The 13290-nt window shown below is 36.9% G+C and carries 11 protein-coding genes; 7 read left to right on the top strand and 4 right to left on the bottom strand.

Annotated features, from left to right (window positions below):
• Positions 1-280: 280 nt before the first annotated feature.
• Both J4526_00815 and J4526_00810 read left to right on the top strand, forming a co-directional pair.
• Entirely contained in the window at positions 281-1393 is a 1113-nt protein-coding gene (locus tag J4526_00815; protein WFO75475.1) for a M42 family metallopeptidase, read from the top strand.
• Between the two features lie 69 nt (positions 1394-1462).
• On the top strand, positions 1463-2485 hold the full coding sequence (locus J4526_00810) for a DUF1152 domain-containing protein (GenBank protein WFO75474.1): 1023 nt from the start codon (positions 1463-1465) through the stop codon (positions 2483-2485).
• Here the strand turns inward: J4526_00810 and J4526_00805 are convergent.
• Together J4526_00805 and J4526_00800 are read right to left on the bottom strand one after the other, a co-directional pair.
• A complete protein-coding gene (locus J4526_00805; GenBank protein ID WFO75473.1) occupies positions 2474-3751 on the bottom strand; it encodes an ABC transporter permease in 1278 nt (425 codons plus the stop codon). The genes J4526_00810 and J4526_00805 overlap by 12 nt on opposite strands.
• Positions 3748-4680, bottom strand: a complete 933-nt coding sequence (locus tag J4526_00800) for an ABC transporter ATP-binding protein (GenBank protein WFO75472.1) — start codon at positions 4678-4680, stop codon at positions 3748-3750. Before J4526_00800 ends, J4526_00805 begins: the two co-directional genes overlap by 4 nt.
• A 155-nt stretch (positions 4681-4835) precedes the next feature.
• Here J4526_00800 and J4526_00795 point away from each other — a divergent pair, with 155 nt between their 5' ends.
• Together J4526_00795 and J4526_00790 are read left to right on the top strand one after the other, a co-directional pair.
• Positions 4836-5495: a hypothetical protein gene (locus tag J4526_00795; protein WFO75471.1), complete on the top strand. Its 660-nt coding sequence runs from the start codon at positions 4836-4838 to the stop codon at positions 5493-5495.
• Between the two features lie 27 nt (positions 5496-5522).
• A complete protein-coding gene (locus J4526_00790) occupies positions 5523-5837 on the top strand; it encodes a transcriptional regulator (GenBank protein ID WFO75470.1) in 315 nt (104 codons plus the stop codon).
• A gap of 255 nt (positions 5838-6092) precedes the next feature.
• Here the strand turns inward: J4526_00790 and J4526_00785 are convergent, their stop codons facing one another.
• Positions 6093-7370, bottom strand: a complete 1278-nt coding sequence (locus J4526_00785; GenBank protein ID WFO75469.1) for a hydroxymethylglutaryl-CoA reductase, degradative — start codon at positions 7368-7370, stop codon at positions 6093-6095.
• Positions 7371-7491: 121 nt separating this feature from the next.
• Between J4526_00785 and J4526_00780 the strand changes: the two genes are divergently transcribed.
• Together J4526_00780 and J4526_00775 are read left to right on the top strand one after the other, a co-directional pair.
• Positions 7492-8814: an ArsB/NhaD family transporter gene (locus tag J4526_00780; protein ID WFO75468.1), complete on the top strand. Its 1323-nt coding sequence runs from the start codon at positions 7492-7494 to the stop codon at positions 8812-8814.
• A gap of 23 nt (positions 8815-8837) precedes the next feature.
• Positions 8838-9644 carry a hypothetical protein gene (locus tag J4526_00775; GenBank protein ID WFO75467.1) on the top strand — a complete coding sequence of 269 codons (807 nt, stop codon included), beginning with the start codon at positions 8838-8840 and terminating at the stop codon, positions 9642-9644.
• On the opposite strand, the gene J4526_00770 is transcribed toward J4526_00775, so the two are convergent.
• Positions 9633-11258, bottom strand: a complete 1626-nt coding sequence (locus J4526_00770) for a hypothetical protein (protein ID WFO75466.1) — start codon at positions 11256-11258, stop codon at positions 9633-9635. The two genes, J4526_00775 and J4526_00770, sit on opposite strands and share 12 nt — an antisense overlap.
• Positions 11259-11820: 562 nt before the next feature.
• Here J4526_00770 and J4526_00765 point away from each other — a divergent pair.
• On the top strand, positions 11821-13218 hold the full coding sequence (locus tag J4526_00765) for a hypothetical protein (GenBank protein ID WFO75465.1): 1398 nt from the start codon (positions 11821-11823) through the stop codon (positions 13216-13218).
• Positions 13219-13290 lie beyond the last annotated feature (72 nt).

Raw genomic sequence — 13290 nt, 5'->3', positions numbered from 1 at the left:
TGCCCGGGTCCCTGACCCCCGTACTATAAAAGGTATTTCTTTATGAGGGATTATTTGTTTTTATTGTAATATGTTGATGAAACAAACGGGTTCTTATAAGATCTATTTGGGGGTATTTAATGATTATATGATCAGATGAAGTGCCCCCAAGGTTCTTCATTTATTTTCTGTCCCGCGGTTGTTCATCACCCGGGGGTTCTCTACCTATTCTAATCTATTTTTGGACAAGTGGAAGTAGATATTTATTTTATCTCTCTGAGATCTCTTTGAGGTGGTTGTATTGACCAGTACTGTCGATAAGAAGAGTGTTTATAGGATCCTTAAAAGACTGTGTAATATAATATCTCCTTCTGGTTTTGAAGAAGAGATCAGGAATGCCGTTGTTGAAGAACTTGAACCTTATGCTGATAGGTTGTGGATTGATGCAATGGGTAATGTTATTGCTGTTAAGAAGGGTGGTGGCGAAGGAAAACTTATGGTTGCCGCTCATATGGATGAGATCGGTCTTATGATTAAGCATATAACGAAAGAGGGATTCCTAAAGTTTACACCCATTGGTGGTTGGAGTGAACGTATATTACCTGGGCAAAGAGTTCTAGTAAAAACCCTTAAGGGGAGGGTTATAAGAGGTGTTATAGGCTCAAAGCCCCCACACATAATGAAGCCCGAGGAAGCTAAACAAGTTACACCTATGAAAGATCTATTTATTGATATCGGGGTATCTAGTAGAGAAGAGGCAGAGAAACTTGGTGTAACAGTGGGCTCCATAGCTGTTATCGAGAGAGACGTAGTAAAACTAGGTAATCCCGACGTAGTTACCGGTAGAGCTTTTGATGATAAAGTCGGTGTTGTAACAATGATCGAGTACTTCAAAGCTCTTGACGGACAACAACCTGTAGACGTATACGTTGTTGCGACCGTACAAGAAGAAGTGGGGTTAAAGGGAGCGAGAACAGCCGCATTCGCTATATCCCCAGACCTAGGTATAGCTCTTGATGTGACAATAGCTTCCGACATACCTGGCGTCCCTGAGGATGAGTATGTTACTAGGATTGGTAAAGGACCAGCCATAAAGATCATGGATGGTAGAAGCGGAACAGGATTAATTGCACACCCAGCAATCAGAGAACTATTGATCAAAACTGCTGAAGAAGAGAAAATACCTTATCAACTTGAGGTATTACCCGGCGGTACAACTGATGCATCAGCGATACAGTTGACTAGAGAAGGAATACCAGCTGGTACAATATCCATACCAACAAGGTACATTCACTCTCCAATAGAAGTACTTAACTTAAATGATGTAGTCAATGCTGTAAAACTGCTTCTAGGTTTCACAAAAAGAGTAAATAAAGAGTGGATTAGAGAGACATTGAAAAAGCAAATAAAGTAGTATAATACTGTTTTTGTAAGCAACTAAATTTTATACTGAAACAGTTTTTCCTACATATGGGTGTCATAAGTGAAGAGTTTTATCATAGACTTGTTTGGCTATGAACCAAGATCAGTAATGGTTTTCGGTATAGGTGGTGGAGGAGACGTTGTTACTGCAGCTACACTAGCTTTGTGGATTAGACGTAGTACTGGTAGAGACGCCTACATAGGATCAATTGCTTGGGAACGTTTTGTTGTGGATCCAGAGCCAGGACCTATACCTCTTGATTGTTTTCATGGAATAAAAGTTGTTGGCGAGCACAGCATTGTAGTTAATGGGGATTCTATTGTTGAGCGTAACGGTAATAAGTTCAAACCCCAGGTTGCACGTGTTTCCAGTGTAGTTGGAGAGCCGGTCTATGTTGTCGATTTATGGAAGGGGGTTAGTGGGTTCAAGAAGGGTCTTGAAGAACTCTCTGACGCCCTTGGTCTGGAGGCGTTTATTGCTGTTGATGTTGGTGGTGACGTACTTGCGGTTGGTAATGAGGATAATCTATGGAGCCCCTTAGCCGACTCAATGGGTCTTGCCGCTTTTGCTGGTTTTAAAAATAGTTTATTAGCAGTACATGGGCTTGGTTGTGATGGTGAACTTGATCCAGATTATCTGTTGACAAGAATAGCTGCCATTGCTAGTAAAGGCGGATTCATTACTGCGAAGGCTTTAACAAAATATGAAGCATGGATTCTCGAAAAGATTTTGGAGAAGAGTATTAGTGAAGCAAGTAAACTACCACTACTTGCATACAAGGGTTTCTATGGTGATTACCCGATTAGGAATGGTTCTAGAATTGTGAAGGTGACACCAGTGCAAGCGATAACATTCTTTTTGAAAACAAATATTGTCTATGAATTGTCTCCATTAGCTAAACTTGTTGATAATACAACAAGTCTTGATGAAGCCAATGATAAACTGAACAAAAAATGTATCTATACAGAGTACAATCTTGAGAAAAGTCTTCTAATCTATAAAGGTGTGGAGATAAAAGGCGAGCTGCTTAATGAGATAAGGCGGAAAGAAAGAGAAAAACTTTGCAGGGATTTACTCCTCTAAATATTTCCTTATCGTTTCCTTGTAGATAACCACTCCCAATGCATAGATTGCTATTGTTGCCACGAAGACCTTTATTATATCTTGGTACAGTTCAGCCAATGATATGTTAAATACCATTATTGAACGTATAGTATCTATAGCCCATGTTACAGGGAATATGTCAGCTAATAGCTGCATCCAGTAGGGCATCCATGTTTTCGGGAACCATATGCCAGCAGTGAAGGCGAGCATTAAACCTAGTATTGTAGCTAAGCTACTTGCGCCACGTACTGTTTTTGATAATAATGATAAGAATATGCCTATGCCTATAGTCATTAATCCTGTAGCAATTATTAATGGTATGACGAGCCAGTGTGTAGGGTTCAATGGATCCCATAGTATCTTTGCATTACAAGCAAAAACTCCAGCTATTATTGCTACTACTGCCGACAAGCCCAGGGTTATAAGACCGGCAATAGTCTTCCCCACAAGTAGGTCAGTTTCAGATGTTGGTGTCGAAAGCACTCTCTTCAAGGTCTTTTTCTCTTTCTCTTCAACAGCCATTAATGCTCCTATATTAAATCCTCCATAGAGGAATAGCATTCCAACAGCTCCAAGAGTATACCATCCAACAATAGTTTCTCTAGACCTAAGTGCCTCAGGTTTTACTTCTTCGAACGACGCATTTATGGGCTTAGCTATTCCTATAAGGTATGTTTTCAAGAACTCCTTCAACGGAACCTTGGTTTCATTTATAGGTATTGTCATGTTCTCCGGTATATTAGTGATAGTATAATTTATCTTCCTTAGTGAAACCTGTTCATTGAAAGCTTCTATAACCCCCATTATTATCGCTGAATTCACTTGACCCGAATAAGGATCCCTAGCTCCAACAAATACCTTTATGTGTGCTTGGCCCATTGTCAAGTTTTTACCAAAACCATCAGGTATTATTATGCCAGCATCTAGAGCCCCCTTCTTTAGATCGCTTATAAGAGTATTTTCATCATCATAAATCTTTATATTAAATAGTTTAACGTCTTTATACTCCATTTCATCAAGTATTTTAACAAATGTTGTACCGTTGAACGGCGCCTCTGACTTATCGTTATTAATTACTCCTAGATCGAGTGTAACAGGGGTACCAATTGATGGAGGCAGGAAGACATATGCAACCATGAATACCCAGATAAGTGGCCAAATAAATATCCAGAACACGGTTGCTTTATCTCTAAATAAAGCCTTCAGATCTTTCGCAACAAAGGCTTTTACTCGACCCCACTTCATCCTCTCAACCTCCGTCCAGTGAGTTTTAAGAAAACATCTTCAAGAGTCGGTTTTGTAATGCGTAATGCTCTAAACTTGATCTTTTTTTCATAGAACAATGAGGTTATCTTGGGGACAAGTTCATCCGGTTCATCGGTAGGTATTTTGAGTATATTATCTTCTGTATAAATATTTGGAGAAAACGTCTTAGCGGCTTCAACTACCTCTTTAGTGGCTGGTGTTTCCAGTTCTATGGATATAACTGATTTTGGCCCATACTTCTTTTTTAGTTCCTCAGGAGCTCCTTCAACTATTATCTTTCCCTCATTTATTATTGCTACCTTGTCTGATAGAATATCAGCTTCCTCCATGTAATGTGTTGCAAGAATAATTGTTTTCCCCTTCTTCTTCAAGTCTAATATAAGATCCCATGTCTCTCTTCTAATTCCAGGATCCATTCCAGTTGTTGGCTCATCCAATATTAGTATCTTGGGGTCAGGCAGTAGAGCTATGGCTAAACTTAATCTCTTCTTCATACCTCCCGAGTATTTGCCTACGAGCTTATTTGAATGTTCTTTTAGGCCAAAGGTTTCTAGTAACTCATGTATTCTCTGTTTTGCAGAGGACTCGTCTATTCCGTAAAGCCTTGCATAAAAGAGCAAGTTTTCATAACCAGTTAGCTCCTCGTAAACAGCCGGCTCTTGTGGGCAGTATCCAATGATCCTCCTTGTATCAGGGTCTTTTGGGTCACGACCATAGATTTTAACTTCTCCCGATGTTGGCAAGACAATCCCTGTTATTATACTTAATAGAGTTGTTTTACCTGCACCATTAGGGCCTAACAAGCTGTAGATAGTATTTTCTTCAACACTAAAACTAACGTTTTCTAGTACTATTTTATCATTATACTTCTTTACAATGTTATCAACAACTAGTATAGGATTAGGCAACCTACCAACCCAGATTTCGTTATCATAATCCTATTATCTTTTAGAACTTTAATACTATTAGATTATTTTGCGAGACAGAAGAGTAATGCAGTATATAATATATTTAGTACAAATGATTACTTGATATTGTAAACAGGGTCAAAGGTGTATTATCGTTGAGTGAGGAAGTAAAGGAGCTTGTTAATGTTTTAAAACGTGTTGAAAGAAAACTGTTGTTTGTGATATATGTTAAAGCAGGGCTTGCATATCTTTTATGGAGTATTGCTATTGCAGGTTGTATATTGTTATCTGTGTTATTATTCGGTTTAGATATAATACATGATCCTAATATAGAGGGATGTATTATCACGTTCTATTGGATTATAATGATTATTGTGGTACTATCTAGATTTTCTAAGGGTGTAAGGTTTATTGATGAAATTGTGAGAATGCACTTTAATATAGACTTTAATAGTATAGAAAGAAAAGCATCCAGAAAGTTTAGCAAGATATATGGTGCTGGATGGGCTTTAGGTATTGTCGTCGGTTGGATTATTATCCCGATACTTACAAACGGATTGTATACTCCTGTAGGGTTTCTAGTATTTCTTGGGATTGGAAATATGTCTATATACATAGGTATTTTACGTGCTTACAACGTTTCCTTAAGAATGCAGTTCATTTTCTCTTCGGCGTTCTTTCTAGCAGGACTAGCCACCTGTGCCATTATATTATACAAAAACATAGATGTCGCCTGGAGTTTCGCCGCATCTATAGCGCTACTCCTCTACATCATCATTTCATTCTATTACATCAGTAAATCAATGAGCATATAAAACTACAGAGTACCATGGTGTAGTATATTGAGCCACAGTGATGAAACTGTATCAGAGTTAGTGAAAACCCTGGCGAAGAACAAAGTGTTTGGAGCACCTGTCAGGCTAGCTGTAATGATCTATTTGCTTGCTAGAGAGGAGGCTTATTTTTCTGATCTAGTACAGGTGCTTGATTTAACACCAGGGAATCTTTGGAGTCATCTCAAGAAACTTGAAAGTGAAGGATATATAGTTTTGAAGAGAGTTATCGCTGATCGCCCTCGTGTGAAGATTGCTTTGACGCAAAAAGGTTATGAGAAAATTATGGAGATCATTTTAATGATTAAAAAGATTAAGAAGTAACTAGTACATGTCCTATAAAGTGTTTAACTTAAGAATATACAATAATAGAACTCAAAACATAAAGTGCTGATTTCCAGGTATAGTTCCCAATATAAAGCTGTTTAAATGATCTTTAGTATAAAGCTTTGCGAGAATCTGGATCGAAGGTGAATAAACTGTTTTACTGGTCAATTGATTGATGACGTGGGAAAAAGAGCTTAGAAGTATATTATTGTGCTCTTAGTAAGTGGAATGCAGAAAATGTGATCTAGTAGTTTATTGTAGGTTTTTCTTATACTTTTCTACTAGTTCTTTGGCATAGTCGAAGCGTACTCTCCCTTCTTTTATCATTTGTTCTGCAACGATATCTATTAGTTCACCTGTCGCACCAGCCATTATAGCTAAGTTTTTGGCATGTAGTCTCATGTGTCCTTTCTGTATTCCTTCGGTTACTAGTGCTCTTAGTGCTGCGAGGTTTTGGGCTAATCCTACTGCGGCCATTATTTCTGCTAGTTCTTTTGCTGTTTTCACTCCGAGGATCTTTAATGCTATTCTAGCTATTGGATGTACTTTTACTGCTCCACCAATAATACCTATTTGTAATGGTATTTCGAGTGATCCAACAAGATAACCTTCTTCATCGAGTTCCCATGTACTTAATGGTTTGTATACTCCTGTCCTGGCAGCGTATGCATGTGCTCCTGCTTCTATTGCACGATGGTCTTGTGCTGTTGCTAATGCTACGGCTATGATACCGTTCATTATACCTTTATTATGTGTTACAGCTCTATAGGGATCTGCTTCGGCAAGTATGCTTGCCTCGACTATTTTCTCGGCTACATCCTTACCGCCAACAGCTTCTGGAGATGCTCGAGCCCATGCACGTACTATTCTGTAGACAGCATTGTTTGATATTATTCTTAGGCGTGCTTCCCCGCCTGTTATTTTCTCTAGAATAGGTGCTATAGACTCTGCCATAGTGTTAACAGCGTTGGCGCCCATGGCATCAAGTACATCGACTATCAAGTGCACTACTATAACAGGACCCATGCGTGTATCAAGCACCCTGACTTCCAGGTCCTTAGCGCCACCGCCTAGTTTTACGAGAATAGGATCCTGCTGGTTGGCATGTTCAAGAATTTCTTCTTTCTTCTCGATAATCTTCATAGCTTTGTATTTTGGGGCTGTTACTTTGACCAAGTGTATTTGTCCAATCATGTATTGTGGTCCAGCCCGAGCTATAATACCCTGTCCTTCGCGTAGCATTTTTGCAGCATTACTTGCAGCAGCAACTACGCTTGTCTCTTCAATAACCATTGGTATAAGGTAGTCTTTGCCGTTTATTTTGAAGTTTGTTGCCACGGCAAAAGGATACGTCATACCGCCTATAACATTTTCTATCATAGAGTCAGCTATTTTTACATCGAGATTGCCCATGTTCTTAAGTAGTTCTATTTCTTCGGTAGTTAAGTTCGCCCATTCTGCAACTTTCTTTAATCTCTCCTCTATAGGTAGCTTATAGAAACCTGGTATACGTGAAGATTTTGCAGACATGGTTTTCACTAATTATTACTTGTTTACGTGTGAACAATATAATAGTATTTGTCATTAACTAGAGTTTAACAAATTTAAGAATAATTACTTATTAGGCTGTTTGCGCGTAGAAAACTAGGTCTTGGGGACTAAAACCACGACAGCGGGTGCTGAAATTAATATAATATATGTCGCCTTAGGCTTCGGCGTGCTTTTTGTATTCTATACTCTTCTGATTTTGGAGATAATGCATCGTACTCCAGCAGCACTATTAACAGCAGCTGTCATTTTCCTACTAAATATAGTGTTAAAATTTACTAGTTTCGATGAATTATTATCCGGTATAGATATTGATACAATACTCTTACTGATGAACATGATGATTATTGTTGGAGTCTTGAGCAAGACAGGTTTCTTCCGTTATGTTGCTTCAGTAATTCTAATGAGGTTCTATGATAGACCTTACATGCTTGTCTTTCTCTTAGCTGGTTTTACAGCTTTTGTTTCAGCCTTTATTGATAATGTAACAACAGTATTGTTGATAACACCTATTGTGTTGGATATATTTTCGGAACTACGTATTGATCCGAGACCTGTATTGCTCGCAATAGTATTTGCATCAAATATTGGTGGTACAGCAACATTAATCGGGGATCCACCCAATATTATAATAGGGTCTGTAGCTGATCTCGGTTTCATGAGTTTTATATATAATCTTACGCCAATAGTTGTTATCGATTTTCTAATATTTATCCTGTTTTTCAAGTTGGTAAATAAAAAGTGGCTTAAAGAATATCAAGTCAATGCTAAACGTACTGTGACAGTGTTATCTGTTAATGTGAATACTGTATTAATGAGGAGGACTCTTGGTGTATTGTTTTTTGTAATAGTACTGTTCTTTTTGGAGGATATTCTTGGTTATCCTCCTGCTATACCTGCAATGATTGGGGCGGGCCTCGTGTTATTGTTGGCTAGGAATTATATTTCCTATGAGGAAATTTTGGGATTTATAGATTGGTCCACACTTGTCTTCTTTATAGCAATGTTTATTGTTGTACGTGGAGTTGAAGCACTTGGTGTTCTTGGGTTTATAGGTAGTGGTATCTTGGCTCTATCTTCGAATAAATTAGCACTCATTGTAGTTATTGTATGGATCTCTGCATTGCTTTCTGCATTTATAGATAATATACCTTTTGTAATGGTTATGGTGCCATTGATACCACACTTGGCACATGCTGTAGGTGTTGATGCTACACCTCTTTATTGGGCTTTGAGTCTGGGTGCTTGTCTTGGTGGTAATGGTACTATTGTGGGTGCCAGTGCAAACATTGTTGTAGCAGGTATCGCCGAAAGAAATGGTTATCATATTTCATTTAAGTATTTCACAAAGAATGGTATGATGGTTATGCTATTGACTGTAGGAATTTCAACGTTATACTTAATTTTTAGGTACGTACTACTCTAATAGGGTAGGGTGCGTGGTCTCATTTGATAAATGTCCGTAATATTGTTGTTTGTGCCATAAAGAGCAGGAAAATAGTAGAAGCTACTTCAATAGCTGCCATACTATACCCATTAGCGACATACTATATTGTGTCAACAATCCCCAAGTATGGCGCAAGAACCATGTATACAAAAATGCATCATGAAGTACTTTATAGTATTGCAATGGACTCTATAGATCTAGTAGAGAAAACTCTTATTGAAAAAGGTGTCAAGAATATAGAAAAAAAGATCATACAAAGCAGGAAACCAGGTCGCGACTTCATAAAATTTATTAAAAGTATTAAAGCAGACCTAATTGTTGCCACTACACCCGATATAATGGGGAAAATCGGTAGTAAGTTATTTGTAGAGGCACATAGAAGTCATAGGCTTGTTCTTGTCTCTACAGCTAGATCTCGATGGGTGCAAGATATTAAGAAGTTGATGCTTCTCGTCTCTAAACCCAGTATCAGCAATCAAGCATTATACTTTAGTTTTAAATTAGCAGAAAGACTTGGTGCAGAGGTTTCACTTATAACAATGGAGAAACCAGGATCCATTGATGTACATACTGTTAAGATGTATTCTTCTTCAAGAAAAGTCAAAGTACATGTCGAGCCCATTACACGATATAAGAAGAATTATATTGATGAGATTTTGGATACTGCTGAGAATAATGACCTGTTCATTGTTGATAGAACGGTATTTATTAAGCATAAAATACTTCATCCTATACTCTGGTTTTACAAACTTAGTAAAGATGAGGAGTTATTGTTGAAGAAATCGCCTATTCCTATACTATACATGTAGTTTATTATACATGCTCTGTACCTGTGATAGATATGCATTTAATTCTTTGACGACATATGCTATCGTAAGCGTATATATACTGTATAATATAGCGGGATTTGATAGAAGTTCATCAAATAATTTTCTACTACCTTTATAGACTATGGCGTTTCTTACTAGTTGTCCATGAACTAGGTAGTTTCTTAGCATATTGATAGTCAGTGGTTTTTTCTCAAGAACAAATTCAAGATCTTCTTGTTGTATGTTCTGTTTTTCTTTTAGTTCAAGTAGTTTCGTTATGATGTCTTCTAGAGCCTTCTTGTAATTATCGTTACTTATTCTGTTTTTTATGAAACTTCTTAGTTTGTTCACTGTATTATCTATTATTTTGTTTTTCTCCGCTAATACTTTTTCAGGATCTTCTATTATATTAAGATACATATTTATCAGATCTATGTATAATTTCTTGTATGCTTCTTTTACCTCTCCGGGTTCTTCTTCAATTATTTTTGTTGATGCTTCTATAACCCATGTGTTTTCTTCATTTAGTTTGTCAAGAGTCTCTTCTAACGTATTTATTTTTACGTATTTGGTTAGGTTATTGTTCTTAATGTATTTTAGTCCTTCACTCATAGCTGTATGTAAATTCTTATAGTATAGTTCTTTTAAATTGTGTTTTTTCGCTAGTATTTCAAGGCCTTGGAACAGCATGTAAAGAGCTGTGAGGTATCTTGCTCTATAGTAATATCCTACTGATCTATTTAGAAACCATGATGCATCTTCCCAGGTTTCAAATACATCATAATGTTCTATTCTAACGAGTTTCCTATTATCTATTAGCTCCTCTATGTATGCACCATGGGCTGTTAATGCGTGAAAAACAAAATATAGCAGGCATGCCATTGCCTCATATATTCCTAGAAGTGCTAGTGGTATGAAACTTCTTTGTGTTAAGGCAAATTTTGTGTATATAAAGAGTAATGGTATTGCGAATACAGGTATAGTCATGAATACAATAAGTGTAAGTAATGCTCTTTCAACTTCAGGTTCTTGTGGGTGTTTAAAAACTCCTCTTCCTGTTCCTATTTGTTTAAATATTGTAAGCTCTATTGCTTTTTTATTCACATAATATCTTGATGCTATCCATAATGTCCACATGAGTGTTATCAATATCACTGAAGCCCATATTTGTATGGCTTTTTCCATGGTGAGCCATATTGTTAGTGTTGTAGTTGTTACTAGAAATATGTTCATTAGTAATATTGTTGTTTTATATTCTTCTGTGAATCTATGGCTTCTTTCACCTAAGATTACTCTCGTCATAGAATATATTGTAGTGTATAATATGAATGCTGACAACATATAGAGAATCATTACATAGACATAATGATCCGTATCTATAGTACCATAGATCATACGTGAACTCAATAATCCTACTCCAAATAGACTTATTGGTAGAAATACATGGATAATAGGTGTTGTACTAGTATATTCAACTAGGCCTAGTAACAGGTATGTGAAGAATAATATTACGGGTACAATAGCATAAGGAATACCAATGATGCTAGCTAGTACAGCACCTACGATTATGCTAAATATAATGATCTCTACTATACGCAGCCAAAAATAATTCATGTAAACCATCTCGACGATACTCGAGACTATGATACAGTTTTTCCACTCAAAAATAAGTACTTAGAGACAAAAATTATTTCTGTAGTTAAGGCAAATACTAGGGTGATGATTAATATAACTACTGTGAGCTATAGTTTTTCAAACCAAAGAATGACCCCTAATTAACTATTGTAATCTAATGTACTGTAGGATAATTGATGAACTCTGTTAGTGAATAATAGTGTTTTAGATGCATTTGATTCTTTATTCTAACTCGTCAACATAGTTTAGATAGGATTGCTATGAAATACGAAATTAATTAAGCCATTGTGATCTATAATGTACTTCCATGTTCGGGATAAGTAGCCTCTCACTATTCTTGAAGTTAATGTGTTTAGCAACGATGAGAAAGGTTAAAAGTATATGAAAGTATTCATTGTCTTTTCACAGATTTTTAATATTCATGAAGTATATGTTTGTGTAGTTTTGTACTCGCCATGTTTTCTAGGAGTGTTTTGTATCTCAGAACTAGATGTATCTATAAATTTTATAGACTGTATTATACCCTAATAGGTGGAATAATATGTACAAAACCTTGTTTGTGGTATTGCTACTAGTTTTGTTTGTAGTATCTCCGATATTGGTAACCTACGGTGAGAATGATTCTATTAGAATTGAAGTATACTCCGATAACTCGGTAAAACTCTATCTTAGTGGTAGCCAGGAAGTGGATTTTGATGGAACAGGGAATATCCAAGTTGAGTATACCTTTGGTGAAGACAATATTCGTATAGTGTTTAGTGGAGAACTCAATGATGTTAAGAACACTAATACAGTTAGTGAGCTCACATTTAGTTTTAATCAGAGCATTTCATCAAATGACGCTGTTGTAAATGGGGTTACTGATATAGTCTTCGAGCTCTCCAGTAGTAACGGCTCGTTGATTCTTAGAGGAAATGATATTCTATATCATGCCACCAAGAATCCACCTATTGAGAATTATTGTGGAGAAATTGCTATAGCTGTAGAAGGAGGGATCTCTGATGTACTTGGCATGTTTTTCTTGTTCCTCAATGAGCTCATGGTTGAGATGTATTTACAACAGGCTGGAATAACATGGATTGATATAAGTAAGCTTAGCGTTTCAACGCAGGATGGTAAGTATATTATTGAGTTTAATATCACTGTTGATATGGATAAATACGCTGAGTATGCAGAGGAGTACATGAATTTATCTAGAGAGGATGTATTAGGCTCATTCAATAAATCGTTTACAGAAGGATTTATGGAGATTAATACAGTGTTCTCCCTAAAGAACTCGTCTTTGAAAATGTATTTTGAACTAAATACTACCTACCCGCCTGAAGTAGCTGAAGAAAAAATCGGAGAATATAGTTCACTTAATATGACTTGGGTGCCTGGGTCTATAGAGCTCCCTGGATGGATCCCGTTTAACAAGACTATGGATATTGTTGAATCTGAGGAATTCCAGGAGTTTATTGCATTCCAAATGGCCACTGCAGGCCTCATAGCTTATGCTGCAGAAGAATTTGAGGTACTTCCATCAAGTGGTAGTATAGAATTGAGCTTCAATAATGGCGTAATGGAATATAGTATAGAAACGCCCAAGATCAGAGCAAAGGGTGCTGAAACACCTAAAGACACACTAAATGCGCTTGTGGAATTCTTCGAAACATACAAGCAGTTAGTGAAGAGTAACAGTGTTCTCGAGGAAATGTATGGTGAAGAAGTAGATGAAATGCTTGAAAAAACAGCTACAGTAACGCCAGGCGATGAAAATGTTGAGGTAGAACCATCAACAGTAAAACTAAAGGATTTATCCAAAGTGAACGTTACGGTTAGTGAGACAGAAACCTCAACGGGAGTAATTGAGAATCTAGTACAGAATCCCATGGCATTAATTGCCGCTGCAATAATGATTGCGATCATCGTTATACTGTTACTTAAGGCGAGAGGATAAATGTAAAGACTAAGAGCGTCTAAACAACTATTACCTCAATAGTTTTTCTCATTTTCACTTTTCAAGTATACT

The organism is Desulfurococcaceae archaeon MEX13E-LK6-19 (assembly GCA_029637525.1).
In the GTDB taxonomy this organism is placed as follows: Archaea; Thermoproteota; Thermoprotei_A; order Sulfolobales; family Desulfurococcaceae; genus MEX13ELK6-19.
The sequence above is the reverse complement of the archived record's forward strand: the minus strand, read 5'-3'. Positions and strand labels throughout refer to the sequence as shown.

What these genes read in the sequence shown, in the direction of transcription:
- J4526_00805 (WFO75473.1), bottom strand. Translation starts at nt 3,751, where the DNA reads ATGAAGTGGGGTCGAGTAAAAGCCTTTGTTGCGAAAGATCTGAAGGCT.
- J4526_00785 (WFO75469.1), bottom strand. Translation starts at nt 7,370, where the DNA reads ATGTCTGCAAAATCTTCACGTATACCAGGTTTCTATAAGCTACCTATA.
- J4526_00770 (WFO75466.1), bottom strand. Translation starts at nt 11,258, where the DNA reads ATGAATTATTTTTGGCTGCGTATAGTAGAGATCATTATATTTAGCATA.
- J4526_00765 (WFO75465.1), top strand. Translation starts at nt 11,821, where the DNA reads ATGTACAAAACCTTGTTTGTGGTATTGCTACTAGTTTTGTTTGTAGTA.